The organism is Azospirillum sp. TSH64 (assembly GCF_003116035.1).
Classification (GTDB): Bacteria; Pseudomonadota; Alphaproteobacteria; order Azospirillales; family Azospirillaceae; genus Azospirillum.
On sequence record NZ_LGQW01000015.1, the window covers coordinates 2,221,382 to 2,245,500 of the forward strand.

The following is a 24,119-nucleotide window of genomic DNA, read 5'->3' on the forward strand; positions in this document are numbered from 1 at the left end:
GGAGAGGGCGTCTTTGTTTTTACTTCGGCGTCGTGACCGTCGCCGTCAGCGGCACGCGGCGTTCGACCAGGGCCGAGGTGACCTCCTTGGCCTTCACCGGATCCATGGCGGCCAGGATCGGCGCGGTCTTCTGTTCCTTCATCTTCTGGATGACGCCCAGCAGCACCGGCATGTCGAGTTCCTCGAAGATGCGGGCGGCTTCCTTCGGCTTCATCGTCTCGTAGATCTTCACCAGGCTTTCCAGCTGGGCCGACTGCTTCTCGTCGCCCTGGGCCATCAGCTTCTGGATGTCGGAACGGGTCTTCTCCATCTCCGCCACCTTCTGGTCGATCCGCTTCTCGGCAGCAGCCAGCAAGGCCTCACGCTGCTCCATCTCCTTGGTGCGGCGCTCGATCTCGGCGCGGCGTTCGGCGAAATGCTGGAGCAGTTCCTGATTGTCGATAGGACCGAGCGGTGCCAGCGGCGCATTGGCCGCCGGTGCGTTGGCCGGACCGCTGGAGCCGCCGGGAGCCGGGGGAGCGTCCTTGCCGGCCGGCTTGGTGGTCGCGGCGGGAGTCTGCCCGGCCGCCGTCTGCCCAGCCGCCATCTGGATGGGCGGCGTCGCCGGGGTGGAGCCCTGCGGCCCCTGGGCAAGGCTGACCGGGAAGTCGGGCAGGCGGGCGTCATGGGTGGCGAGGCGCCACAGATCGCCGACCCGCACGCCCAGCATCAGCACCGCGACGAAGATGGTCAGCGGCAGCAGACGGAAACGGGCGCCGCGCATCCGCGCCCTCAGCCGCTGGGTCAAGGGTACCCGCGGCGTCGCCGGCTTGCGCGCCTTGGCCTTCGCCTTGCCCTTCTTCGCCGGCACCTTTCCCGCCGCAGAGCGGACGGCCGGCAGTTGCGCCTGCTGGGCCTGTTGGGCGGCCAGCGTGGGAGAGGTGTGGACGCCGGTCGGGGCGGCGCCAGCCGGGCGGATCACGACCTTGGGTTCGCCGCCCGCCGCAGCGGGCCTGCCGTCACTGGTGCGCATGGTCATCCAAGCCCCTTGCCGGCGTTCTCGATAGCCTGAAGCAGTTCGCGTTCGGCCCGCGACAGGCTCTCCCCGTCACGAGTAATGGGGTCACGGGCGATGGGCTCGCGTGCCTCGGCCGGCGGTTCGGCGCGGGCGGCGGCCCGGCGCGGCGGCGCGTCCAGCCGAGGCGGCGGCGGGGCGTGGTCGTCATGGTCGTGGTCATCCTCGACCGGCAGGCTGCGCAGGGCAGGACGCGGCGCCACCAGCGGCGCCTTTGCCGGGCTGCGCGCGGCCAGAACCGGGGCAACCGCCACGGAACGGCCGCCATCACGCCCGCTGTCGCGGCGACCGCCATCACGGCCGCCGTCACGCTCGCCGACGCCGCCCAGCCGGTTGGCCAGCGTGTCGCCCGCCTCGATCATGAATTGCAGCTCATCACGCAGGGCCTGTGCCTTGATCACCGTGCGCTGGAGATCCTCGCCGGTGTCGCCCGCCGCCTTCTTCAGCGTGCGCACGCCGGTCTCTGCCCGCCCCATCGCGTCGTTCAGGCCCTGGATCAGTTCGGCCATCTCGCCGCGGCTCTCGCGCAGCGCGATGATCTGCCGGTTCAGGATGATCGCATAGGCGATGGTGGCGGCCAGCAGGCCGACCATCACGACGTCGATGATGATGGAGACCAGCGGACTCATAACCTCATGACCTCCTGCTTGGGCAGTTCCTTTTCCAGGCGGACGGCGATGTGCCCGCCCTTGCGCCCCATCCGCCCCTGGAACATCGACACGTCGCCGCAGCGCAGCTCGATGGCGCCGTCGGGGGTGGCGTTCAGCAGGATGCGGGTGCCGACGCGCCAGTTCAGCACGTCGTGCAGCGTCATCGTCACCTCGTCCAGCACGGCGGACAGATCGACGTCCGTCACCATCAGTTCCGAGGCCAAGTGGGTTTCCCAGATCGAGTCACGGCCGAACTTCTCGCCCATGAACATCTGAAGCAGCAGCTCACGCACCGGCTCCAGCGTCGCGTAGGGGATCATCAGCTCCAGCCGGCCGCCGCGATCCTCCATGTCGATGCGCAGCTTGACCAGCACGGCGGCGTTGGCGGGACGCGCGATGGTGGCGAAGCGCGGGTTGGTCTCCAGCCGGTCGAAGCGGAAGGTGACGGGCGACAGCGGATCGAAGGCGGCGGACAGGTCGGACAGCACCACATGGACCATGCGTTCCACGAGGTTGCGTTCGATGGTGGTGTAGGGACGGCCTTCGATGCGCATCGCCGCCGTGCCGCGCCGGCCGCCCAGCAGCACGTCGACGATGGAATAGATCAGCGCGGAGTCGACGACCATCAGGCCGTAATTGTCCCACTCCTCCGCCTTGAACACCGACAGCATCGCCGGCAGCGGGATGGAGTTCAGGTAATCGCCGAAACGCACCGAGGAAATCTGGTCGAGGCTGACCTCGACGTTGTCGGAGGTGAAGTTGCGGAGGCTGGTGGACATCATGCGGACGAGGCGGTCGAAGACCACCTCCAGCATGGGCAGGCGTTCGTAGTTGACCAGCGCCGAGTTGACCAGCGCCATGATGCCGGAGTTGTCGCCGTCGCCGGCGCCACCCTGGTCGAAGCCCAGCAGGCTGTCGATCTCGTCCTGGTTCAGGACGCGGGTCGACCCGCCGCCGCCCATGTCGCCGACATCGCCGCTGTCCTCGGCCAATGCGGCCCATTCGGCGGCAAGCCGTTCTTCTTCGCTCAGTTCACCGGTGTCGCTCATCGGCCCCTATCCCCACCTGACCGGGCCCTCACTGGACCAGCATTTCCTTGAACAGCACGTCCTTCACCTTCACCGGGAACGCGGCGGCGGTGATGCGCAGAAGCAGTTCCTGGCGCAGCCGGTACATGCCGGCCGACCCGCGCAGATCCTCCAGGCGCAGCTCGCGCAGGTAGACCTGGAAATTGTCGATGATGCGCGGCAGCACATGCTCCACCGCCCCGACATCCTCCGGCTTCGACAGCTGGATGGAGATCTTGATCTTCAGGAAGGCCGGACGCTTGTTGCCGGTGTTCAGGTTCACCAGCATGTCCGGCAGGTCGTAGAAGATCGGGGAGGCATGGGCGGCGTCGCCCTTGCCGGCCTCGGCCCCATGTTCGCCTTCCGCCGCCGCGGCATGCTCCCCCTCCTCCGCCGGCTTCTCCTTGCCCAGCAGCCCGTCGAGCAGACCGGAGAAGTAAACGCCGGCACCGGCACCGATCAGCAGGACCAGGGGCAGAACGACGAACAGCACCAGCTTCTTGCCGCTGAATTTCTTCCGGGGCAGGCCGTCGGTCAGTTCACCGGCATCGGTTTCGGCAGCCATGACATCCTGGGATCGTTCGAGGTACGCAACGGCTCAGGCATGCGCCGCCTGACAGGCTCAAAGCTACTTTTGGGATAGTTAATAACTCCTTTCGAGTGGGGAATGGACCGCCCCGGACGGGCAGGTTTCCCCCATCTGTCACCATTTCGGCACGGTTCTTGATTGGGACTGCCCGGCGATCCGCGCCTGCAGTGCATCCGCCTTCCGGTGGGAGCGCAGCCGCGCCCGGAGTCCGCCTCCAGCGGCCCGCCGTCCCCATTGGGATTGCAGGCCTGCCGGCCATCGCCCTGCCGCACCCCTCTTGTGGCGGGAACGGGAGAGTCTTGCCCGGTGATACCCGGCAAGGAACACCCTCCCCCCGGCAGATTCTGCCCGGCATCCCCTGCCTCACCCGGCGGGAACGCTTCCCCCTTGTCCGTATCCCGCGGCTTCCAAGGCTTCGGCGAAATTGGCACGGCGCCTGCAATATCCCTTTCGCCGGTCGGACGCTGTCGTTCGATCCGTTCGCAAGGTGAAGAGGCCGCAAGATGGAAAATTCGATCTACGTCGCCCTGTCGCGCCAGATGGCGCTGCAACGCCAGTTGGACGTGACGTCGAACAACATCGCGAACATGAACACGACCGGCTACAAGAACCAGCGGATGCTGTTCACCGAATATCTGGAAAAGCCCGGCCTGCACGAGAAGGTCAGCTTCGTCCAGGACCGCGCGGTGGTGCGCGACCTGTCCAACGGCCCGATGACGCAGACCGGCAACCCGTTGGATCTGGCGCTGACCGGCCAAGGCTACTTCACCGTCGATACCGCCAGCGGCCCGCGCTACACCCGCGCCGGCAATTTCCGCCTGAACGACCAGCGCCAGCTGGTGGATGCCGGCGGCTTGCCGGTGCTGTCCAACAACGGCCAGCCCATCACCATTCCGGCCGGCACCAGCGACGTGAAGGTCAGCGGCGACGGCACCGTCGCCACCGAGCTGGGCCCGGTCGCCAAGCTGAACATCGTCACCTTCAAGACCGAGCAGCTGATGACCGAGGTCGGCAACGGCCTGTACGTCACCGACGAGCAGCCGCAGCCGGCCCCGGTCGAGACGAAAGTGGCACAGGGCTTGCTAGAAGGTTCCAACGTGAAGCCCGTGGTCGAGATGACGCAGATGATCGACATCCAGCGTCAGTACATGTCCGCTCAGAAGATGATGGACAACGAACACGAGCGCATCCGCACGATGCTTCAGCGTCTGGGCCGCACCGCCTGATCCAGACCGACGACGAGAGGAGAAGACCAGAATGCGCAGCCTCGCCATCGGCGCCACCGGCATGATCGCCCAGCAGCTCAACGTCGAGACGATCTCCAACAACATCGCCAACTCGACCACCACCGGCTACAAGAAGCAGCGGGCCGAGTTCCAGGACCTGCTGTACCAGAACTTCCGCCGCATCGGCTCGACCTCGTCGGATGCCGGCACCGTGGTGCCGACCGGCGTGCAGGTTGGTGCCGGCGTGCGTGTCGCCGCGGTGGCCCGCGTGCTGGAACAGGGCAACCTGAACATCACCGACAACAAGCTGGACGTGGCGATCAACGGGTCCGGCTACTTCCAGGTGACGCTGCCCAGCGGCGACACCGCCTACACCCGCGCCGGCAACTTCAAGCTGTCGCCGGAAGGCATGATCGTCACCGCCGACGGCTATCCGATCCAGCCGAACATCACCGTCCCGACCAACGCGGTGGACATCTCCATCAACTCGTCAGGCGAGGTGCTGATCAAGCTGGACGGCCAGACCGCCACCCAGAATGTCGGCCAGATCCAGCTCGCCACCTTCGCCAACGCCGCCGGCCTGGAAGCCACCGGCGACAACCTGTTCATGGAGTCCGGCGCGTCCGGCCAGGCGGTGACCGGCAACCCCGGCGCTCCCGGCTTCGGCCGCGTCACCCAGGGTGCGCTGGAGACCTCCAACGTCAACGTCGTGCAGGAGATAACCACCCTGATCACGGCACAGCGCGCCTACGAGATGAACTCCAAGGTCATCAAGACCACCGACGAGATGATGCAGCAGGCCAGCCAGATGAAGTAACGCCGCCGCCATCGCCGGCGCCTCGCTTCAGCCTCCACATCGGGAACCACCGCCATGATCCGCCCCCTCGCCAACCGCCGCCTGCCCGCCCTGCTCCTCGGTGCCGCCCTGCTGACCGTTCCGGTCATGGGCCTCGGCATCGGGCCGGCCGACGCAGCCTCGGCGATGGCTCCGGCTTCGGCCGGCCAGGGACTGGCGCCCGACGTGGTGTACGGGATGCCGCATGTGGAAGCGGTCCTGTCGGATGCGCTGTCGCGGGTCATCACCGCCGGCCGGCTGCAGATGGAGCTGGACAGCCGCGCGGTGGAGCTGCGCGCCCCCCAGGGCGCCGGCGGGCTGGCGGTGGAGAACCTCTATTACAGTCCGGTCCAGGGCCGTTTCGCCGCCGAGATCGTGGTGACCGGCAGCCAGGTCCGCCTGCCGGTGTCGGGCCGCGCCTTCGGCGTGGTGCAGATCCCGGTGCTATCGCGCCGGATCATCCCCGGCGACGTCATCGGCCCGGGCGACATCGACTGGCAGGATGTGCGCGCCGACCAGACCACCAGCGACACCGCCGCCACCGATGCGCAGCTGATCGGCATGACGCCGAAGCGCGGCGTGTCGACGAACCAGCCCGTCCGCCTGCGCGACCTGCAATCGCCGCGCATGGTCGACAAGGGCTCGATGGTCACCATCACCCTGACCACCCAGTCGATGACGCTGACGACCCAAGGCAAGGCCCTGCAGGACGGCGGCAAGGGCGAGGTCATCCGCGTCGTGAACACCCAATCCAACCGCATCGTCGAAGCGACGGTCGCGGGCCCCAACGTCGTCGCCGTGGCAAAGCCCGGCATCATCGCGCAGTAAGGAGAAAGCTCCAATGTCCGCCACCCTGACCGCCCGCCTGATCCGCCTCGCGATGATCGCCACCGCTGCCACCTCGCTGACCGCCTGCGGCGCCGCGTCGCGCATCGCCGACATCGGCAAGGCTCCCGAGATGAGCGGCATCCAGGACCCGCAGGCCCGCACCGGCTACCAGCCGGTCAGCCTGCCGATGCCGACCCCGCTGCCGACGGAGCGCAACCCGAACTCGCTGTGGCGGACCGGTGCCAAGGCCTTCTTCAAGGACCAGCGTGCGGCCAAGGTCGGCGACATCCTGACCATCAACATTTCCATCGCCGATCAGGCCAAGCTGTCGAACGAGAGCAAGCGGTCGCGCGCCAACACCGAAAAGGCCGGCATGCCGAGCCTGTTCGGCCTGGAAGGCGCCACACTGAGCCGCGTCCTGCCGGCCGGCGCCTCGGCCGCCAGCCTGGTGGATCTGTCGAGCGACACCAACAACGATGGCAAGGGCTCGGTCGACCGCAACGAGAAGATCGAGCTGAAGGTGGCGGCGCTGGTGACCCAGACCCTGCCCAACGGCAATCTGGTCATCCAGGGCCACCAGGAGGTCCGCGTGAACTACGAGCTGCGCGACCTGCAGATCCATGGCGTGATCCGTCCCGAGGACATCACCGCGCAGAACACCATCAGCTACGAGAAGATCGCCGAAGCCCGCATTTCCTACGGCGGCCGCGGCCAGATCAGCGACGTCCAGCAGCCGCGCTACGGCCAGCAGCTGTACGACATCATCATGCCGTTCTGAGGATTGTCGGGGTTACGGCGACGCATCCGAGAGCCATGGCGGGAGGCACCCCTCCGTGGCCCTGGGGTGCGTCAGGAACCGCCGCGGTCCCTGCGATGCGCTGCTGCCGGATGGGAAATTGCTGCCGGCCGGCGGGTTGTGCCGGGCCGATGTTGCCGGGCCGCCATCCCCAGCAAAGCCGATGCGCTGCGCCGCTTCAGCCTTCCAGCGACCGCGGCGATCCCGCAGTGAACCCATCCATCGTGCCGATGGCCATGTTGCCGCCGATCCGCGCCAATGCCGGACCGATGAGTTCGGTGGCACGGCGGTAAGCCTCGCGCTGGGCGACACAGTCGATCAGGTCCGCCGCGTTGGTGACGCTCTGGGACAGGGTGAGGCCGCTCGTCATGGGTCGTCTCCCTCATCCCGGCCATGATCGGCCGGTCGAGCATGACCATAAGCTCCATTCACACCGCCCCGCTGTTGCGTGCATCACGTTTCCGGCGCGACGCCATCAAACGAAACGGCCCGGCCCCTCATCGGGAGCCGGGCCGTCTCATCGCCGGTCGTCCGCTTATTGGTAGCCGCCTTCGCGGGCACGGTCCTTGGCGGCTTCCTCCTGCGCCTTCACGGTCTCGCTGCTGATCGTGCCGCCCCCCTCCTTGTTGGCATCGGCGGGCTTCTGCGGTTGGTCGTCGCGTGCGGCGTCGGCGGGTCGCTGGTTCGGCTGGTCGACCATGATGCTGCTCCTCGATGAGTCTCGTCTGGCGATGACGAGGACAACAGCAAAGTCGGAAGATCGTCGCGGACTGGTCCGGCCGCCTCAGCCAGCGGGAGACTCGGGCTCGGCATCGGCATCGGCGCGCTCCAGGGCGGCGTTGATCTGATCCAGCGTGCGGCCGCAACCGATACAGACATCGCCGTCGATGGCGCACATGCCCAGGCAGTCGGGATCGTCGCTCATGGAACTGGCTTCCTTCGGGATTGGCGCTCGAGGGCCATCCCTAACCGAAAGGCCGCTCTGCCTCAAGCGGTCCGGTCTGAAGGCAGCGGCTGCCGAACCAGGGGGTTTACCCTCCCTCGCATGTCTGCCGAGACAATGTACGATGTCGGCAGCAGTGTCGATTGCCGATAAAACGATCAGGCTTTAAACCACCATCCTGTTTTCTCCCACGCGAAGGTGTGCATGCCCACGGCATTGCTGGTGTCCTGCGCGATGTATCGTTACGGTACCGCGAGAATGCCTGCCGCGTTGAAGGCGGCAGGGTTTCGTGTGTTCGTCATCTGCCCGAAGAACTCCCTGCTTGAGTTCTGCGACCAGATCGACGGCCGGCATTGCTTCTCTTCCGAATTGGCAGCCGACGACCTGACCGTGATCGCCGCGCGGGCGGCGGCACAGTTCCGGGCCGACATCGTCATCGGCTGCGAGGAATCCGCCGTCCGCGTGCTCGGCTTGGCGGGACGGTTGCAGGAAAGGGTAAAGGTGGACAGCGCCGACGCCCGCAATCTGCGGTTCGTCCAGGCTTGGTGCAGCGACGACTCCTGGGAAGAGAAGCGGTCTCGCTGTGTTGAAATGGCGGCGGCGGCGGGCATCCGGACACCGCGTCAGGTCGCCGTCGATCCGCAGCGTACCGCTGCGGCCGATCTGGCCGGGCTCGGCGAACCGCTTCTGCTGAAATACGACGGCAGTTCGGCCGGCCGCGGGGTGTTTTTCGCATCCTCCACCAAACAGGCGATGGCCCTGGCGGCAAGCCGGTCGGCGGAACACCCGGACCAGCAGGCGGTCGCACAGGAATTCTTGCGCGGACGCGCAGCGTCGGTATCATTCTGCGCACTGGGCGGGAAAATGCTGGAAGCCTTTGCCTACACGGTCCTGCGTCATGAGCCGGCCCCCTTCGGCCCGGCATCCGTGATCGAACTGACCCCCCATTCCGGGCTGATCGACATGGCCCGCCGGATGGTGGACGTGACGGGCTATTCCGGATTCGGCGGCATCGACGCCATTCTGCCTGACGATGGCGGCCCGCCGGTTTTCCTGGAGTTCAATGCCCGGCCGACCCAGACAACCCATCTCGGCAACCTGGCCGGCAGCGACCTGTGCCGGGCGATGGCCTGCGCCCTGGCCAGGGAACCCTATGACGCGGTCCTCGGCCGAACCTCAGGCCGGCAGGTTGCGCTGTTCCCGAGCGAATGGGTCCGCGATCCCAACAGTCCCTACCTGACCTCGGCCCACCACGATGTGCCATGGACCGAACGCCGGCTGACCGCCGCGATCCTGACCGTTACCCCGCATCTCCATGGCACCCGGGCCATCACTCCGGCGGCTGTTCAAGCGACAGCTCACCCGTAACTTCGTGCGTCAAGTCGATACCATCGACCGTCAGCACCATGCGGGCCGACAGGGACTTCACCCCATCCAGCCGGCCTTCGGCCAGCGCGCGGCCGACCGCAAGCTCGATCTCCCGCTGCGAGGTGACGCCGACCTGCTTCAGGAACTTACGCAGGTCGAGGTTTAGGGTCTCGTTGTCCATGGCTGCCCTCCCGGCTGGGAACCGTCGTTTCGAATGACGTTCCGAACCCCGTGAGGACGGCTTGGTTCCATCGCCGGCCCTGACGCCAACCGATGCAAGGCGGCGGCAACAGCCTAGAAACGACGAAAGCGCCGGTCGGGACCTGCGCTTTCCATCCGTTCGGTGCCATCCGTCCCATGCAGTGCCGACGCGGCGCACCGCCCTGCCCCCGGTGAGCGGCACTGTGCTGATCGTCTGCGGGACCGGAAAACGGCGCGGCGTCAGTCGTCGCGCTGGGTCCGTTCCATCCGCTCGTGACGCTCCTGGGCTTCAAGGCTCAGCGTCGCGATCGGTCGGGCATCGAGCCGGCGAACGGAGATGGGATCGCCCGTCTCCTCGCAATAGCCGTAGCTGCCGTCGACCAGACGCTCCAGCGCGGCGTCGATCTTGGAGATCAGTTTGCGTTCGCGATCACGCGTCCGCAGCTCCAGCGCACGGTCGGTCTCGGCCGAGGCGCGGTCGGCGATATCCGGTTCCTGGATACCGCCTTCCTGGAGGCTGTTCAACGTGCCGGTGGATTCCGCCAGCAGTTCCGCGCGCCAGCGCAGCAGCTTCTGGCGGAAATACTCCCGCATGATCGGGTTCATGAACTCCTCGTCTTCCGACGGGGAATAGTTCTGGGGCAGAAGCGGCGACGTCATCCGAAAGCATCCAGCGAAAAAGGGGTGATCCGGGCGGCGCGGAGTATAGGCACGCCACGGCACGACCGCAACCCATTGGTTCGCCCCCGCAACGACCAAACAAGCCCTTGGAATAAAAAAGATTTGTCAGCGTTGCAGATTCGCCGCCACCGGCTGGCGGCCATGCACGGGCGAATCCGGCCACCGCATGGCTCTCTCATCGGCGGCACCCCGCCCCACAGGCGCGGGCGCCCGCCTCAACGCTTGAAGCGGCCGTAAAAGCGACCGGTCGGTTCAGGAGGTCAGCTTCGCCAGTTCGACCTGGGCGCGCAGGTCGATCTCGTCGAGGATTTCGGCCAGCCCCGGATCGTCGACCTGGGCACGGCGCGTCTGCACCACCTTCGCCAGATCGGCCAGCTTCTGCACCGACAGCGTGCCGGACAGCAGCCCGTGCTGGATTTCCTCCAGACGGTCAAGCATCTCCTCCGCCCGCATCTTGCCGCGGGACGCGCGCGCGGTGGCGTCGTCGGTGACGTCAACCTCCTGCAAGGCCAGCACGCCCGAAACACCGGCGGAGGCGGCGGTGCCGCTGACGCCGTGGGCCGAGCCGGTCTCTCCCACCAATTGCTTGGAGAAGGCCGCGCCGGACGAGCCTTCGGCCTTGCCGGTGCGGCGGACAGACCCACCGCCGCGTATGTTTCCGGAGCCTTCGACTTTCATGATCCGTGCAACCGTTTGCAGTAAAGGATTCGTAAACGCGCACACAGTAGATGGATCAACCTTAACATCTGGTCAAGGCTTGCCGCAATCGGGCAAAAATTGCCGGCCGGCTGTGACCGAAAGGCGCCATAGTCCGGGCGTTTTTCAGGACAGGCACCGAAAGCCGCCGCTTACGGTCTCTGGCACGGCGTTTGTATAGGGACGGGCACGAGTTCAGGAGTGTCCGCGTCATGATCCCCACCGCCTTTCGCCTTCTGCGCCGCCGTGCTGTCCTGGCCGTGCTGACCGCCCTGCTGGCGTTCGGCATTCCGGCCGCACCGGCACTGGCCGCGTCCGCCCGTATCAAGGACATCGTCGATGTCGAAGGCGTGCGCGACAACATGCTGATCGGTTACGGACTGGTGGTGGGCCTGAACGGCACCGGCGACAGCCTGAACAACTCCCCCTTCACCGAGCAGAGCCTGACCGGCATGCTGGAACGGATGGGCGTCAACACCCGCGGCACCAACCTGCGCACCAAGAACGTGGCGGCGGTGATGGTGACGGCGACGCTGGGCGCCTACGCGGCGCAAGGCACGCGCATCGACGTCACCGTGTCGGCGATGGGCGACAGCAAGAGCCTGCTGGGCGGCACCTTGCTGGTCACCCCGATGATGGGCGCCGACGGCGAGGTCTATGCCGTGGCCCAGGGGCCAATCGCCGTGTCGGGCTTCACCGCCCAGGGCCAGGGTGCCAGCGTCACCCGCGGCGTGCCGACCTCCGGCCGCATCTCCTCCGGCGCCATCGTGGAGCGCGAGATCCAGTTCTCGCTGGCCGAGCTGCCGGTGCTGCGCCTCTCCCTGCGCAATCCCGACTTCACCACCGCCCAGCGGGTGGCGACCGCCATCAACATCCAGCTGCGCGGCAACCGCGCCCAGGCGACCGATCCGGCCTCCGTCCTCATCAACGTGCCGGACTCGCGCCGCGGCGACGTGGTGGGGCTGGTGACGGAGATCGAGCAGCTGCGCATCACCCCCGATCAGGTCGCCCGCGTGGTGGTGGACGAGAAGTCCGGGGTGATCGTGATGGGCGAGAATGTCCGCATCTCCACCGTCGCCATCGCCCAGGGCAACCTGACCATCCGCATCACCGAAACCCCGCAGGTCAGCCAGCCCGGCCCGTTCAGCCAGGGGCAGACCGCGGTGGTGCCGCGCACCGACATCCAGGTCGACGACCAGTCCAACAACCGCCTCGCCGTGATGAATTCCGGGGTGACCTTGCAGGAGTTGGTACAATCCTTGAATGCGCTTGGAGTGGGACCGCGGGACATGATCGCCATTCTCCAGTCGATCAAGGCCGCCGGAGCCCTGCAAGCCGAGATCGAGGTGATCTGATGTCCATGAGCCCCGCCCTTTCCACCGCTTCGGCCGCGCGCAGCGCACTGCCCGCCTCGTCGCTGGTGGAGCGCGCCCAGGCCGCCGGGTTCGGCGTGCGCACCCTGGCAAAGATTTCCGATCTCGAGGCCAAGATCGACCCGGCAAAGCTTGCCCAGATCCGCAAGTCCGCCAACGAGTTCGAGAGCCAGTTCGTCTCGCAGTTGCTGGGCCCGATGTTCGAGGGGATCGGCACCGACGAGACCTTCGGCGGCGGGCGCGGGGAAGAGATGTTCCGCCCGATGCTGATCGAGCAGTTCGGCAAGCAGATCACCCAGCGCGGCGGCTTCGGCATCGCCAATCAGGTTTACGGAGAGCTTCTTCGCGCCCAGGAGGCCAGCCATGGATAAGGTCGACGTTCGTTTCCCCCAGCAGCCCAAGCCGGCCGCCAACCTGCCGAAGAACGCCCAGGAACGCGCGGTCGCGCTGATCGAGCTGATGGGCCGCCTGACCGCCCTGCTGGAACGCGAGGCCGCCGCCGTCCGCGCCCGCCGCCCGGCCAAGGAACTGGCGCAGATCGTCAAGGACAAGCAGCCGATGACCCTGGTCTATGAGGAGATCAGCCGCATGCTGCGCGTCGACCGCGAGGGGTTGGTCGCCCTGCCGCAGGAGTTGAAGACGTCGCTGAAGGACGCCACCGGCAGGCTTTATGCGGCCACCGCCGACAATGCCGAGGCCCTGCGCATCGGTGGCGAGGCGCAGAAGGTGATGGTCGATACCGTGGTGACCGTCATCACCCGCCAGCAGAAGGCGCCGACCACCGCCTATGCCGCCCACATGGGTGGCGGCCGCGGTTACTCCGCGCCGCCCAGCGGGCCGCGCACCTCGGCGGCGCTGAATACCCGGCTCTGATCCGATCAGCCTCCATCCATGACTGCCGAGCTTTTCGGACGGCCGCCTCTCTCCACGGGGCGGCCTTTTTCTTTTTGTGCCCGCAGCCTGCGGCAAGAAAGGCCCCGCACCCGGCGGAATTTGCCGGTCTTGACCGTGCGATGCGGCGGGAACTGCCGTCCCAATCCCACGCCGGCAGGCCCGATGACGGGGAGCCGAGGTTGGCCCGTCCGTTGCATTGGTCCCAGCGCATCGCCGTCGGTGCGTTTCGCCGTCCCTGAGAGGCCCTTCCATGGAAGTCCAATCGAACAAAATCGCCGCGTCCTTGTTCGACGGTCTCAGCCAGTCCCAGCAGACGCAGGGGACTGGGACGAAGAACGACCTGTTCTCCAAGATGATGGACCGCATGCTGACCGATGCCGCGGCGCGCAAGCGCGAGCAGGCCGATGCGGCAGCCCGCGACTCCGCGAAGGACGCGGCGAAGGACGCCGCCAAGGAGGCGGCAAAGGATGCCCGGGACGCCCGCGCCGCAGAGGCCCAGCGCCGGCAGCCGGTGCACACGGAGCCGAAGCCCGACCTGACCCGCGACCGGACCGCTGAAGCCCGGCGCCGGCAGGATGCCGCCGACGCGACGCGCGCGGCCGAGCCGAAGGCTGGCAAGGACGACGACCCGAAGGTGCAGGCCCGCCAGGAGGACCACCGCCCGGCCAAGGCCGAGAGGCCGGCCAAAGACCTGTCCAGGACCGACAAGGCCTCCGGCAGCCCGGATAAGGTCAATGCAGATAAGGCGGGGGCGGACAAGGCCGATGCGGCGACGGCCACCAGTACCGCCGATGCCAAGGACGCCGCCGCGACCGATGAGTCAGCCTCGGCCGACGCCGCGGCACAGGGTGAAACCATGGCCGACGCCGGCGGTGAGGACATGTCGGATGATGCCGCCGAGGGACAGCCCACCGACCAGCCCGCCGACCAGCCGCTGCCGCCTGTCCAGCCCATGGCGCAGCAACCGATCCCGCAGGCGAGCGACCTGATCCTTGCCGGCCTGATGCCGGCCGGACAGACGAAGGCACCGGACAGCACCGACGACGCGGCCGGCGGTGCCGACACCCCTGCAACCGGATCGGCCGCGCCTGTCGATCCCACCGCCCAGCTCGCAGCCCAGCTTGCCCAGGCGCAGGCCGCTGCCACCGGTGCCTCGGCGGCCGGTCAGGCGGGTGCGGAAGCCGCGGCGAAAGCCGGCGGCAAGACCGCCGCAGTCGGCGGCGATGCCGCCCAAACCGCGGATGCAACCCAGGCCGAGCCCGGCGCACGGCCCGACGCCGAGGCCCTGCCGACCGACGACACCGCCCTGCCCGACCGCTTCGCCGATCTGCTGGCCGCCGCCAAGGCGAAGGTCGGCGATGCCAGGCAATCCGGCAAGCATACCGGAACCGAGGGCGGCAGCCGGAACGATGCCCAGCCCCAGGCGCCGACCGCGATGCAGCAGCCGACCCCACCCATAGCGCCGGCCATGCCGGTGGCGGAAACAGTCGCGGCAGCCGCGACCGGTACCGCCGCAAAAGCCCTGGAGGGTATCGGAGGCATTGACGGAACCGCCGCGACCGGCGCTTCCGCCACCAGCCCGCATACCCATCCGGCGCTCGCCGCGATGGAAGGGATCCATGCCGGCATTCCCGGCCTCGACCAGCCGCAGGCCGCCACCGCGACCCTGCGTCCGTCGCGCGGCGCCGGCATGCCGATGGGCGTGCATGACCAGATCGCCGTCCACATCAAGAAGAGCGTCGCCGACGAGGTCGACCAGTTCACCATCAACCTGCATCCGGCCGAACTGGGCCGGATCGACATCAAGCTGGACATCGGCGCCGATGGCCGGGTCAATGCGATGGTTGCGGTGGAAAAGGCACAGACGCTCGAACTTCTGCAACGCGACAGCCGCGGGTTGGAACGCGCTTTGCAAGACGCTGGATTGCAGACGGACGCCAACAGCCTGAACTTCAGCCTGCGCGGCGAAGGCAATCCCTTCGCAGGCGAGGGCCGGGGCGACGGCAAGGGGACCGGATCGGGCAAGCGCGGCCGCGGCTTCGGCGGTGGCGGCGACGATGACGGGTCCGATGGTGCCGTCTACACCGCGACGCTCGGTGACGGGCGCGTCGACATCCGCGCCTGAGCGGGGCCGGCCGACCCGGCCGCATCCCGCCGTCGCATCAGAGATTCCGGCCGACAGGGCCATAAAGGACGACCGCCATGACCACGACCACCAACACCACCAATACCCCGACCGTGAACCAGTACGGCACCTATTCGGGTGGTCTTTCCAAAGGGTCGAAGACGGCGACCGAAACCTCCAAGACGCCCCAGACCGATGCGGAAAAGACGGCATCCGCTACCAAGGGGCTGGGCGACAATTTCCAGACGTTCCTCACCATGCTGACCACGCAGATGAAGAACCAGGATCCGTTGAAGCCGCTCGACACCAACGACATGACCAAGCAGCTGGTCGATTTCGCCAACGTCGAGCAGAACATCGGCACCAACAGCCGCCTGGACAAGCTGGTGCAGTTGCAGTCGGCCGGCACCGCTTCGACCAACCTCGCCTATCTCGGCCGGACCGTCGCCTTCGAGGGCGACAATTTCCAGTACTCGCAGGGCATGACGCAGGCGCCGCTGGGCTATGAGCTGGCGACCTCGGCCAAGTCGGTGCGCGTCGACATCCTGGACTCCAACGGCAACATCATCCGCTCGATGCCCGGCGAAACCACCGCCGGCACCAAGCATGCCGTCAGTTGGGACTTCAAGGACAACAACGGCCGCGCGGTGCAGCCCGGCACCTATCGCATGAACGTGGCGCCGGTGTCCGAGAACAAGAACGACACTATCAAGACCACCACCTACACCTTCGGCACGGTCGCCGGTATCGGCAACAACAAGGACGGCGAGACGGTGCTGAACATCGGCGCCAGCGAAGTCCCGCTATCGAAGCTGACCACCGTCTACTGACCCGGATTCGTTGTACCGACCGATTGCCGCAAGCCTGGACGGATGGGCCGCCGCGACCGCCCTGTCCGTTCGGGTGAGCAACTACCACCCGATAAAAAGTTAACCCTTTCGTTTAGGCATTTGTTAAGTGCCGGCGCATACAGTACCCCGAAATCGTGGAATCCACAGTTTGGGTTGGAGCGTCCGCGCATGGCACTCATCGAATTCGACATCGGCGACGACTCAGCAGCCGGTGCATCGGTCATTGGTCCTGAGGGGCGTCCCATGACCGAAAACGACCTTCCCCCGCCCGACACCAAGCGTTGGGTGATGCGCCGCAAGGCGGAAGTGGTCGCTGGCGTCCGTTCGGGCCTGATAAGCCTGGAGGAAGCCTGCCGCCGCTACACGCTGTCGGTGGAGGAGTTCCTGTCCTGGCAGAGGCTGATCGACAGCCACGGGATGCGCGGCCTGCGCGCCACCCGATTGCAGGACTATCGTCCCGGCCAGGCGGTGCGCGACCGCATCGGCGCCGACTGACGCAACGTGCCGGCTTGAGGAAGCGCCGTGGGTCCGTCCTGCGGCGCTTTCTTGCGTTAGATGCGCCGCTTGGCCTCGGGTGACTGTTTTTCCGCGCAGGCCCCATCGATCAGGGCCGCAGCCGCACTCGCCACCGCCTCGTTGCCCGGCCCCAGATCCAGCGCGCGGCCGGCGGCATAGGCGCCTTCCATCAGAAGCTGCAACTGACCGCACAGCCGGTCCGGATCATCGGCGCCCGCCGCGACCGCCATCGCATGCAGGCGGTCGCGGACCATGCGCTTATGCGCCAGCGCCAGCGCCCGTGCGGGGTTGGCGGGATCACGAAGTTCGGCGGCAGCGGTCGTGAAGGGACAGCCCTGGAATTTCGGATGATCGATCCAATGGCCGAGCGCCATGAAGATCGCCTTCATCTGGGCGCGCGAATCGCCAGGGTGGCGCGCAGTCACCCGGTCCCACCAAGCGGCGTGCTGGACCATGCTGCGCTCCAGATAGGCGCAGACCAGATCGTCCTTCGATGCGAAATTCCGATAAAGGCTCATCTTCGCGACGCCGGACCGGGCGATGATCGTGTCGATGCCGACCGCGCGGATGCCCTCGCGATAGAACAGCTCTGCCGCGGTGTCGAGAATCCGTTCGCGCGCCGGCCTCCTCTCGCCTTCGACTCCACCCATCCGCCAACCCCCACCCGTTCACAACGGCCGGGTCCAAGCCCGGCATTGACAATGATACAGACCTGTCTCTACCATCGCAATGAAGAGACAGGTCTGTATCATCAAGAATGGAGTTCCGGGGGATGCGCTATTTCGAGGATGTCGCGGTGGGCGACCGCTTCACTGGCGGACCGGTCACGGTCGATGCGGCGGAAATCGTCGCCTATGCCGAAAAGTTCGATCCGCAGCCATTCCACCTGGACGCCGAGGCGGCGAAGGACACGCTGTTCCGCGGACTGGCTGCCAGCGGCTGGCACACCGCCGGGATGACGATGCGGATGATCGTGGGAAGCAACGCCGAGTTGGCCGGCGGCTATATCGGCATGGGGGTTGACCAGATCAGCTGGCCGCGCCCGACCCGTCCCGGCGACGTGCTGCGCATTGAGATGGAAGTTCTGGAGGCCCGGCGTTCCGCCAAGCGGCCCGACCAGGGCGTGCTGCGGGTGAAGACCACCACCCTCAACCAGAACGGCGAGGTGGTGCAGACCATGATCGCCAACCTGCTGGCCCCCGGCCGTCCGGCCTGACGGGAACAGGCGTAAAAGAAAGCCCCCGCATCCGGGACAGGATGCGGGGGCTGCAAACGTCAACCTATGCCGTCAACACTGACCGTCAGCGCTTCAGACCGGCGGTGAAGGCGAAGTTGTCGAAGGAGTTCTCGGCCACCCGGAACCACAGATATTCGTCGTCGCGGAACTTCTTCCACGGCTCGTAGATCTTGGCAAACTTCGGGTTGGTCTTGGCAGTCTCTTCATACAGTTCGGTCGCCGCCTTGTAGCAGGCTTCCATCACCTCGCGCGGGAAGGGCCGCAACTGAGCGCCGCCGGCGACCAGACGGCGCAGAGCCGCCGGGTTTTCCGCGTCGTACTTGGCGTTCATGGTCAGGTTGGCCTCGAAGCAGGCGGCTTCCAGAACGGCCTTGTACTGCTTGGGCAGCTGGTCCCACTGCTGCTTGTTGACCAGCAGCGAGACGTTCAGCCCGCCTTCCCACCAGCCCGGATAGTAGTAGTACTTGGCGACCTTGTTGAAGCCGAGCTTCTCGTCGTCGTAGGGTCCGATCCACTCGGCGGCATCGATGGTGCCCTTTTCCAGCGACGGGTAGATGTCGCCGCCGGCGATCTGCTGCGGCACCGTGCCCAGCTTGGCCAGCACCTGCCCGGCGAAGCCGCCGATGCGGAACTTCAGGCCCTTCAGATCCTCGACGGTCTTGATCTCCTTGCGGAACCAGCCGCCCATCTGCACGCCGGTGTTGCCGGCCGGGAAGTTCATGACACCATAGCCGTCGAAGAACTCGCGCAGCAGGGCCATGCCGCCGCCATTGTAGATCCAGGCATTCTGCTGGCGGGCGTTCAGGCCGAAGGGCACCGTCGCGTCGAAGGTGAAAGTCGGATCCTTGCCGACATAGTAATAGCTGGCGGTGTGGCCGCACTCGACCGTGCCGTTCTGCACCGCGTCCAGCACCTGCAGACCGGGAACGATCTCACCGGCGGCGAAGGGGCGGATGGTGAATTTCCCGTCGGTCGCGGCGGCAACGCGGGCGGCAATGGTGTCGGCGGCACCGTAGATGGTGTCCAGGCTTTTGGGGAAGCTGGACGCCAGACGCCAATGAATCTCCGGCTGGCTCTGCGCGATGGCCGGGGCCGCAAGCGTGCTGGCGGCGACGCCGACACCGGCGGAGGTCAGGAAGGAACGACGCTTCATGAACGTTTCCTCATCGTTATGGCCATGGCGCCGGTTGAGCGATGACGCCACTTGCCGAACAGAAGACACTATGGTGTCCGAACAATCCTAGAAATCGCAACGTCTACCCGACAATTCGTTAAATTGCATAGCTTCCATTCCGGTTTTATTTCGTCGCGTAAAAAATACAGTGCGCTCACGCGACTGGAGCGGCGCCAAGTGGTCATCGCTCTATCCGGGATTTTTCAAAGCAATGCATCGCGGGATGGCATGGCAATCCTGTATCCGCTCTGGCGAGCAGCCATCAGCCGTATCGATCAACCGCGGAACCGTCTTGTCGTTGCCTGAATGGTTACATGTACCGATGATATATTCGACAGGCGAAACGGCACCCACCCCTACTTTCGTTCATGGGCTTGGCCGTGACGACCTTGCGATGCCAACGGTTCCGCCGACGGCGTTCGCCCACCCATAAGGGCGAACAAATGCATTCACATGCAACTTCCGGATCCAGCCGATGGTAATGCTTGGCATGTTTGCGCGGCGGTCGGGGCGGCGGAACGGCCACCGCCCGCGCCGCACTGACGGAGGGCAAGAGGATGGACAAAATCCTCACTCTCCTGATCCTGCTGTTGCAGGTGGTCAAGCTGCTGCTTGAGCACCTGAACCGCTGATCGGGCGGCCGTGCCGGGGGTTACGGCCCCGGTACGCCCGTTCCAAAAAATAGTGCCTTTTCACCCCCCCCCCGGCAACCGCTCAGCCCAGCGTGCGCTTCACGATCAGCGACAGCTTTTCCAGCATCGCCGGATCGCGGTGGCCGGGAGCCGTCATGATGGCGTTATCGAGCGCCGTGTGGCAGCCCTGGACGCATGGCCCCTCGCGCCGCGCCACCTTCGGTGCCAGCGCCGCCACCAGGGAGCGGGCCTTGCCGGCATTGGCGACCACCACGCGGATCACCGCATCGACCGAGACATGGTCGTGCCCCTCGTGCCAGCAATCGTAATCGGTGACCATGGCGACGGTCGCGTAGCACATCTCCGCCTCGCGGGCGAGCTTGGCCTCCGGCATGTTGGTCATGCCGATGACGTCACAGCCCCAACTGCGGTAGAGGTTCGATTCGGCGACTGTGGAGAATTGCGGCCCCTCCATCACCATGTAGGTGCCGCGCCGCTGGTGCGGAATGTCCAGCTCGGCCAGCGCCTCCTCGATCAGGTCGCCGAGCCGCCCGCAGACCGGATGGCCCAGCGCCACATGGGCGACCAGCCCGCTGCCGAAGAAGGTCTTGTCGCGGGCGAAGGTGCGGTCGATGAACTGGTCGATCACCACGAAGGTGCCGGGTGGCAGATGCTCCTTCAGCGAGCCGACCGCCGACACCGACAGGATCTCGGTCACGCCCAGCTGTTTCAGCGCATGGATGTTGGCGCGGAAGTTCAGCTCCGACGGCGGAATGCGGTGGCCGCGGCCGTGGCGCGGCAGGAAGACCAGCTTCCGGCCCGCCAGTTCGCCGGTCAGCAGTTCGTCGGACGGCTCGCCGAAGGGGGTCGTCACCTTGACCCAGCGGGTGTTCTCCAGCCCGTCGATGTCGTACAGGCCGCTGCCGCCGATCACGCCCAGAACAGTCTCGCCACTCTTGCCGTCGCTCATGAACCGCCGTCTCCCGCTGAGGATCGCGCGAGTATTTCGGTGACCGGCGTCGAATGCAACCGCTCAAGGCACTTTCTAAAGTCCGCCGATCACCCGGCTTCGCCCGGGCAGGATCAGCACAGCGCCCAGAAGCAGCCCCGCAGCCAGTCCGCCGGCGTGAGCACCCCAGCCGACCTCGGCCAGCGGGGACTCGGCACTCAGCGGCACAAATGTCATCGCCGCGTTCAGCAGCGCGAAGACCAGGATCGCCCCCTGCACCAGCCGCCGTGGCAGGCGCCGCGACAGCAGGCCCGCGCGCGGACGCATCCACAGGAAGGCCCCCATCAACGCGCAGATCGCCCCGCTCGCGCCGATCAGCGGCGCCATCCGGTCGGCGGTCAACAGCCCCTCCGTCAGCGCAGCCGCCACCGTTCCAGCGAGGAACAGCAGAAGATAGCGGAGATGACCGACCTGCCGCTCCACCGCATCGCCCAGCAGCCACAGCACCGCCATGTTGGACAGCAGATGCGTCAGGTCGCCGTGAACCAGCACATGGCCGAACAGCCCGCGCCACAACGCTCCGGTGGGCAGCGGCCCGGCCAGTTCGACCGTTCCGAAGAAATAGGCGGGGACAAAGGCGAAGGATTCCGGCGGCAGCCGCAGGACGAAGGCCAGCACGCAGGCGAGGATCACGGTGCGGTTGGCATAAGGCGGAACGGCCATGGCGGCGCTCGGCCCCCCTTTCCCGCCCCGGCCATGCCGGTCCGCCGCCAGCGCCATGCCCTGCCCCCCGCAAGATCAGGTGCCGCATTCCGACGCCGTCATGGCTTTGCGCGGCGATAGGTCTCACCCCAATGTAGGAAGGGGTATTTCGGAAAAACAGCGGTTTCCCACGGCATCGGGAACGCTCCTATACCGGTCGGACGGATTGGAGCGCCGCCCGCGGGCTGGCACAGTCATTCCACCATCCGGCGAGGATCGGTCTGCCGGACAACGACAGCCGGGGAAGAAACGACCATGAACGAACGTCAGGATACCGGCAGCATGACTGTGGAACGCCAGGGCCGAGTCATGGTGCTGACCATGAGCGACGCCGGCACCCGCAACGCGCTTGGCTTGAAGATGATGTCCGCCGGCCGCGATGCGCTGGACGAGGCGACACACGACCCCGGCATCGGCGCCATCGTGCTGACCGGCGCCGGCGGCGCCTTCAGCTCGGGCGGGCATCTCAACAACCTTTATCACCATGGCAGCCGGTCACGGTCGGAGAACCGGGACGGCATCGAGCGCTTTCACGGCTGGGTCCGCGCCATGCGCGAATGCCCGAAGCCCATCGTCGCCGCAGTCGAGGGTCCGGCGGCCGGTGCCGGCTTCTCGCTGGCGCTGGCCTGCGACCTGATCGTCGCGGCGGAGGACGCGCAGTTCCTGACCGCCTATGTCAAGGTCGGGTTGACCGCCGACGGCGGCGCCTCCGCCTCCCTCGCCCGCGCGCTGCCGCCGCAGCTTTATGCGGAATTGATGCTGACCGGCGGCCCGGTCGACGCCGCGCGTCTGCATGCGGCCGGCGTGGTCAACCGCGTCACCGCCCCCGGACAGGCGCTGGCCGGGGCAATCGCCTGGGCCGGAACCATCGCCGAAGGGCCGAGCGGCGCGATGGGCCGGGCCAAGAAGCTGATGGAACTGGCCTATGGCAGCTTCGCCACCCAGCTTGCCCGCGAAAGCGACCTGTTCGTCGAAGCCCTGCACCATGGCGAGGCGAAGGAAGGCATCACCGCGTTCTTCGAGAAGCGGCCGCCGACATTCCACAGGCGCTGACGGATACGAACAGCCGGGCGCAAACAGCCGGGCGCCGTGGGATGCGGCGCCCGGTCTTCGTATCCATCGGCGCACCCGTGCATCACCGCACGAGAACGTGCGCCGCCTCCTTGGTCCGTTCGACCGCACCGGCCACCTGGCTGACCGCGCTGGAGATGGCGGCGACGTTGGAGGTCACTGTCCCGACGGCGGCCGACGCGCTCTGCATGTTGGACGACATGTTCTGCGTGACGGCGCTCTGCTCCTCGACCGCCGACGCCGTGCCGGTCACATGCTCCCGCACCACGGCGACAGCCTCGCGGATGGCGCTCAAGGCGGTGGCGACCTCGGTCGAGGTCGACTGGATGCCTTCGATCTCGGCGGAAATCTGCTCGGTCGCCTTGCCGGCCTGGTTGGCGAGGTTCTTCACCTCGGAGGCGACGACGGCGAAACCCTTCCCCGCCTCTCCGGCACGGGCCGCTTCGATGGTGGCGTTCAGCGCCAGCAGGTTGATCTGGCCGGCGATGCTGTTGATCATCCCGACGATGCCGTTCATCGCCTGGGCCGCCGCCGCCAGCCGGTCGGTGCTTTCCGCCACCGTCACCGTGCGGTCGAAGGCGCCGTCGGTCGCCGCGCGGGCGCGGGTCATGCTCTGGGAAATCTCGGCAATGGAGGCGACCAGTTCCTCAGCGCTCGCGGCCACCGCCTGGACACTGGCCGAGGTGGAGCCGGCGGCGTGGCTGGCGGAGTCCGCCTCCCCCATCGACAGGCGGAGCGCCTGATCGACCTCACCGAAATTCTTATCGATCATGATCTTTAGGTTGTTCAGCAACGAGACCTGCGCGGTCACGTCGACGGCGAACTTGACCACTTTGACCACCCGTCCCTTCTCGTCGAGAATCGGGTTGTAGGCGCCCTCGATCCACACCGGCTTGCCGGATTTGGCGATCCGCTTGTACTGCGCCGCCTGGAACTCGCCCCGCCGCAGCGTTTCCCAGAAGCGGGCATAGTCCGCGGTGTCGCGATGGGCGGACTCGACGAACATGCCGTGGTGTTTGCCGACGACCTCGTCCAGGCGATAGCCCATCACCGTCAGGAAATTATCGTTGGCCTTGGTGATGACGCCTTCGGTGGTGAACTCGATCACCGCCTGCGAGCGGCTGATCGCCGCCATCTGCGCGGCATAGTCGAGGTTCTCCAGCCGCTCCTTGGCGTCGGCCCATTCGACGACGAAACCGATGCGCTGGCCGTCCTCGGTCAGCGGCGTGACCAGCAGGTCGAACTGGTGCCCGCCGACCTTGATGGTGGCGCTGTGCGGCTTGGTCAGCGCCGCCAGCATGCCGCGTTGATGGCTGGGATTCTTGTGGAAGACGTCGATGTTGCTGCCGACCAGACGATTGACGTCCAGGCGCGGCAACTCCTTGCGCAGATCGCCCTCCGCCTGGCGCAGCAGCCCGACCACCGCGGGGTTGACATGGACGATGGTCAGATCGGCATCCGCCACCATCACCTTGGCGCGCAGCGCATCGAGCGCCGCCATCCTGCGCTTCAGCGCAAGAGTCTGCTTTCCCCGTCCGAACATCGGTTCCCCCACATGAATGCGCCGGTATGTTTCGGATCCTATTGAAAGCAAAAAAACT

29 protein-coding genes are annotated in these 24,119 nt (G+C 66.7%); 14 read left to right on the plus strand and 15 right to left on the minus strand.

Annotated elements, in window-relative coordinates; translation table 11 throughout:
* Positions 1-19: 19 nt before the first annotated feature.
* Genes TSH64_RS11610 through TSH64_RS11625 form a run of 4 tightly spaced genes read right to left on the minus strand, consistent with a single transcriptional unit; the run spans position 20 to position 3,336 of the window.
* Positions 20-1,018, minus strand: coding sequence for a hypothetical protein (locus TSH64_RS11610; RefSeq protein ID WP_109096863.1), 999 nt, complete (start codon positions 1,016-1,018; stop codon positions 20-22).
* Positions 1,015-1,683 (minus strand): DUF6468 domain-containing protein, encoded by a 669-nt coding sequence (locus tag TSH64_RS11615; RefSeq protein ID WP_109096864.1) that lies wholly within the window; start codon positions 1,681-1,683, stop codon positions 1,015-1,017. The genes TSH64_RS11610 and TSH64_RS11615 overlap by 4 nt, the downstream gene beginning before the upstream one ends.
* On the minus strand, positions 1,680-2,753 hold the full coding sequence (gene fliM / locus TSH64_RS11620) for a flagellar motor switch protein FliM (protein WP_085089732.1): 1,074 nt from the start codon (positions 2,751-2,753) through the stop codon (positions 1,680-1,682). The genes TSH64_RS11615 and fliM overlap by 4 nt, the downstream gene beginning before the upstream one ends.
* A gap of 28 nt (positions 2,754-2,781) precedes the next feature.
* Positions 2,782-3,336 (minus strand): flagellar basal body-associated FliL family protein, encoded by a 555-nt coding sequence (locus TSH64_RS11625; protein WP_098739579.1) that lies wholly within the window; start codon positions 3,334-3,336, stop codon positions 2,782-2,784.
* 527 nt (positions 3,337-3,863) lie between these two features.
* On the opposite strand from TSH64_RS11625, the gene flgF reads away from it, so the two are divergent.
* The 4 genes from flgF to flgH are packed head-to-tail and all read left to right on the plus strand — an operon-like array spanning position 3,864 to position 7,027.
* Complete coding sequence (flgF, locus tag TSH64_RS11630; protein ID WP_098739578.1) at positions 3,864-4,586, plus strand: flagellar basal-body rod protein FlgF; 723 nt, start codon at positions 3,864-3,866, stop codon at positions 4,584-4,586.
* A 31-nt stretch (positions 4,587-4,617) separates the two neighbouring features.
* Positions 4,618-5,403, plus strand: coding sequence for a flagellar basal-body rod protein FlgG (gene flgG / locus TSH64_RS11635; protein ID WP_042700394.1), 786 nt, complete (start codon positions 4,618-4,620; stop codon positions 5,401-5,403).
* A 54-nt stretch (positions 5,404-5,457) separates the two neighbouring features.
* Complete coding sequence (flgA, locus tag TSH64_RS11640; RefSeq protein ID WP_109096865.1) at positions 5,458-6,249, plus strand: flagellar basal body P-ring formation chaperone FlgA; 792 nt, start codon at positions 5,458-5,460, stop codon at positions 6,247-6,249.
* Positions 6,250-6,262: 13 nt separating this feature from the next.
* The gene (gene flgH / locus TSH64_RS11645; RefSeq protein WP_109096866.1) at positions 6,263-7,027 is read left to right on the plus strand and encodes a flagellar basal body L-ring protein FlgH; all 765 of its coding nucleotides are present in this window, start codon (positions 6,263-6,265) and stop codon (positions 7,025-7,027) included.
* Positions 7,028-7,223: 196 nt separating this feature from the next.
* Here the strand turns inward: flgH and TSH64_RS11650 are convergent, their stop codons facing one another.
* The 3 genes from TSH64_RS11650 to TSH64_RS11655 all read right to left on the minus strand — a co-directional run bounded on the left by TSH64_RS11650 (position 7,224) and on the right by TSH64_RS11655 (position 7,970).
* Positions 7,224-7,415, minus strand: a complete 192-nt coding sequence (locus TSH64_RS11650) for a hypothetical protein (RefSeq protein ID WP_109096867.1) — start codon at positions 7,413-7,415, stop codon at positions 7,224-7,226.
* A 165-nt stretch (positions 7,416-7,580) separates the two neighbouring features.
* Positions 7,581-7,745, minus strand: coding sequence for a hypothetical protein (locus TSH64_RS35625; RefSeq protein ID WP_158285367.1), 165 nt, complete (start codon positions 7,743-7,745; stop codon positions 7,581-7,583).
* An 84-nt stretch (positions 7,746-7,829) separates the two neighbouring features.
* Positions 7,830-7,970, minus strand: coding sequence for a DUF1289 domain-containing protein (locus TSH64_RS11655; protein WP_109096868.1), 141 nt, complete (start codon positions 7,968-7,970; stop codon positions 7,830-7,832).
* A gap of 276 nt (positions 7,971-8,246) precedes the next feature.
* Between TSH64_RS11655 and TSH64_RS11660 the strand changes: the two genes are divergently transcribed.
* A complete protein-coding gene (locus TSH64_RS11660) occupies positions 8,247-9,356 on the plus strand; it encodes an ATP-grasp domain-containing protein (RefSeq protein WP_158285368.1) in 1,110 nt (369 codons plus the stop codon).
* On the opposite strand, the gene TSH64_RS11665 is transcribed toward TSH64_RS11660, so the two are convergent.
* From TSH64_RS11665 to TSH64_RS11675, 3 genes are all read right to left on the minus strand, one after another.
* Positions 9,319-9,537, minus strand: coding sequence for a DUF6494 family protein (locus tag TSH64_RS11665; protein WP_109096870.1), 219 nt, complete (start codon positions 9,535-9,537; stop codon positions 9,319-9,321). The genes TSH64_RS11660 and TSH64_RS11665 overlap by 38 nt on opposite strands.
* A 260-nt stretch (positions 9,538-9,797) precedes the next feature.
* Positions 9,798-10,217 (minus strand): RNA polymerase-binding protein DksA, encoded by a 420-nt coding sequence (dksA, locus tag TSH64_RS11670; protein WP_012974451.1) that lies wholly within the window; start codon positions 10,215-10,217, stop codon positions 9,798-9,800.
* Positions 10,218-10,490: 273 nt separating this feature from the next.
* The gene (locus TSH64_RS11675) at positions 10,491-10,916 is read right to left on the minus strand and encodes a flagellar assembly protein FliX (RefSeq protein ID WP_109096871.1); all 426 of its coding nucleotides are present in this window, start codon (positions 10,914-10,916) and stop codon (positions 10,491-10,493) included.
* A 230-nt stretch (positions 10,917-11,146) separates the two neighbouring features.
* On the opposite strand from TSH64_RS11675, the gene TSH64_RS11680 reads away from it, so the two are divergent.
* The 6 genes from TSH64_RS11680 to TSH64_RS11705 all read left to right on the plus strand — a co-directional run bounded on the left by TSH64_RS11680 (position 11,147) and on the right by TSH64_RS11705 (position 16,672).
* Positions 11,147-12,289, plus strand: a complete 1,143-nt coding sequence (locus TSH64_RS11680; RefSeq protein WP_109096872.1) for a flagellar basal body P-ring protein FlgI — start codon at positions 11,147-11,149, stop codon at positions 12,287-12,289.
* Between the two features lie 5 nt (positions 12,290-12,294).
* Positions 12,295-12,678, plus strand: coding sequence for a rod-binding protein (locus tag TSH64_RS11685; RefSeq protein WP_247872892.1), 384 nt, complete (start codon positions 12,295-12,297; stop codon positions 12,676-12,678).
* Positions 12,671-13,180 carry a flagellar basal-body protein gene (locus TSH64_RS11690; RefSeq protein ID WP_109096873.1) on the plus strand — a complete coding sequence of 170 codons (510 nt, stop codon included), beginning with the start codon at positions 12,671-12,673 and terminating at the stop codon, positions 13,178-13,180. Before TSH64_RS11685 ends, TSH64_RS11690 begins: the two co-directional genes overlap by 8 nt.
* A 271-nt stretch (positions 13,181-13,451) precedes the next feature.
* Positions 13,452-15,326: a flagellar hook-length control protein FliK gene (locus tag TSH64_RS11695; protein WP_109096874.1), complete on the plus strand. Its 1,875-nt coding sequence runs from the start codon at positions 13,452-13,454 to the stop codon at positions 15,324-15,326.
* A gap of 77 nt (positions 15,327-15,403) precedes the next feature.
* Positions 15,404-16,156 (plus strand): flagellar hook capping FlgD N-terminal domain-containing protein, encoded by a 753-nt coding sequence (locus TSH64_RS11700; protein WP_109096875.1) that lies wholly within the window; start codon positions 15,404-15,406, stop codon positions 16,154-16,156.
* 189 nt (positions 16,157-16,345) lie between these two features.
* The gene (locus TSH64_RS11705) at positions 16,346-16,672 is read left to right on the plus strand and encodes a DUF1153 domain-containing protein (protein ID WP_109096876.1); all 327 of its coding nucleotides are present in this window, start codon (positions 16,346-16,348) and stop codon (positions 16,670-16,672) included.
* A gap of 56 nt (positions 16,673-16,728) precedes the next feature.
* Here TSH64_RS11705 and TSH64_RS11710 read toward each other — a convergent pair whose 3' ends face one another.
* A complete protein-coding gene (locus tag TSH64_RS11710) occupies positions 16,729-17,343 on the minus strand; it encodes a TetR/AcrR family transcriptional regulator (RefSeq protein WP_109096877.1) in 615 nt (204 codons plus the stop codon).
* A gap of 122 nt (positions 17,344-17,465) precedes the next feature.
* Here TSH64_RS11710 and TSH64_RS11715 point away from each other — a divergent pair, with 122 nt between their 5' ends.
* Complete coding sequence (locus TSH64_RS11715; RefSeq protein ID WP_109452562.1) at positions 17,466-17,909, plus strand: MaoC family dehydratase; 444 nt, start codon at positions 17,466-17,468, stop codon at positions 17,907-17,909.
* 85 nt (positions 17,910-17,994) lie between these two features.
* Here the strand turns inward: TSH64_RS11715 and TSH64_RS11720 are convergent, their stop codons facing one another.
* The gene (locus TSH64_RS11720) at positions 17,995-19,083 is read right to left on the minus strand and encodes a TRAP transporter substrate-binding protein (RefSeq protein ID WP_109096878.1); all 1,089 of its coding nucleotides are present in this window, start codon (positions 19,081-19,083) and stop codon (positions 17,995-17,997) included.
* 506 nt (positions 19,084-19,589) lie between these two features.
* On the opposite strand from TSH64_RS11720, the gene TSH64_RS35630 reads away from it, so the two are divergent.
* A complete protein-coding gene (locus TSH64_RS35630) occupies positions 19,590-19,736 on the plus strand; it encodes a hypothetical protein (protein WP_158285369.1) in 147 nt (48 codons plus the stop codon).
* 82 nt (positions 19,737-19,818) lie between these two features.
* Here TSH64_RS35630 and TSH64_RS11725 read toward each other — a convergent pair whose 3' ends face one another.
* Positions 19,819-20,706, minus strand: a complete 888-nt coding sequence (locus TSH64_RS11725; protein ID WP_109096879.1) for an S-methyl-5'-thioadenosine phosphorylase — start codon at positions 20,704-20,706, stop codon at positions 19,819-19,821.
* Positions 20,707-20,781: 75 nt separating this feature from the next.
* A complete protein-coding gene (locus tag TSH64_RS11730; RefSeq protein ID WP_247872893.1) occupies positions 20,782-21,408 on the minus strand; it encodes a rhomboid family intramembrane serine protease in 627 nt (208 codons plus the stop codon).
* Between the two features lie 294 nt (positions 21,409-21,702).
* Here TSH64_RS11730 and TSH64_RS11735 point away from each other — a divergent pair, with 294 nt between their 5' ends.
* Entirely contained in the window at positions 21,703-22,500 is a 798-nt protein-coding gene (locus tag TSH64_RS11735; protein ID WP_109096881.1) for an enoyl-CoA hydratase family protein, read from the plus strand.
* Positions 22,501-22,582: 82 nt separating this feature from the next.
* Here TSH64_RS11735 and TSH64_RS11740 read toward each other — a convergent pair whose 3' ends face one another.
* The gene (locus TSH64_RS11740; protein WP_109096882.1) at positions 22,583-24,061 is read right to left on the minus strand and encodes a PAS domain-containing methyl-accepting chemotaxis protein; all 1,479 of its coding nucleotides are present in this window, start codon (positions 24,059-24,061) and stop codon (positions 22,583-22,585) included.
* Positions 24,062-24,119 lie beyond the last annotated feature (58 nt).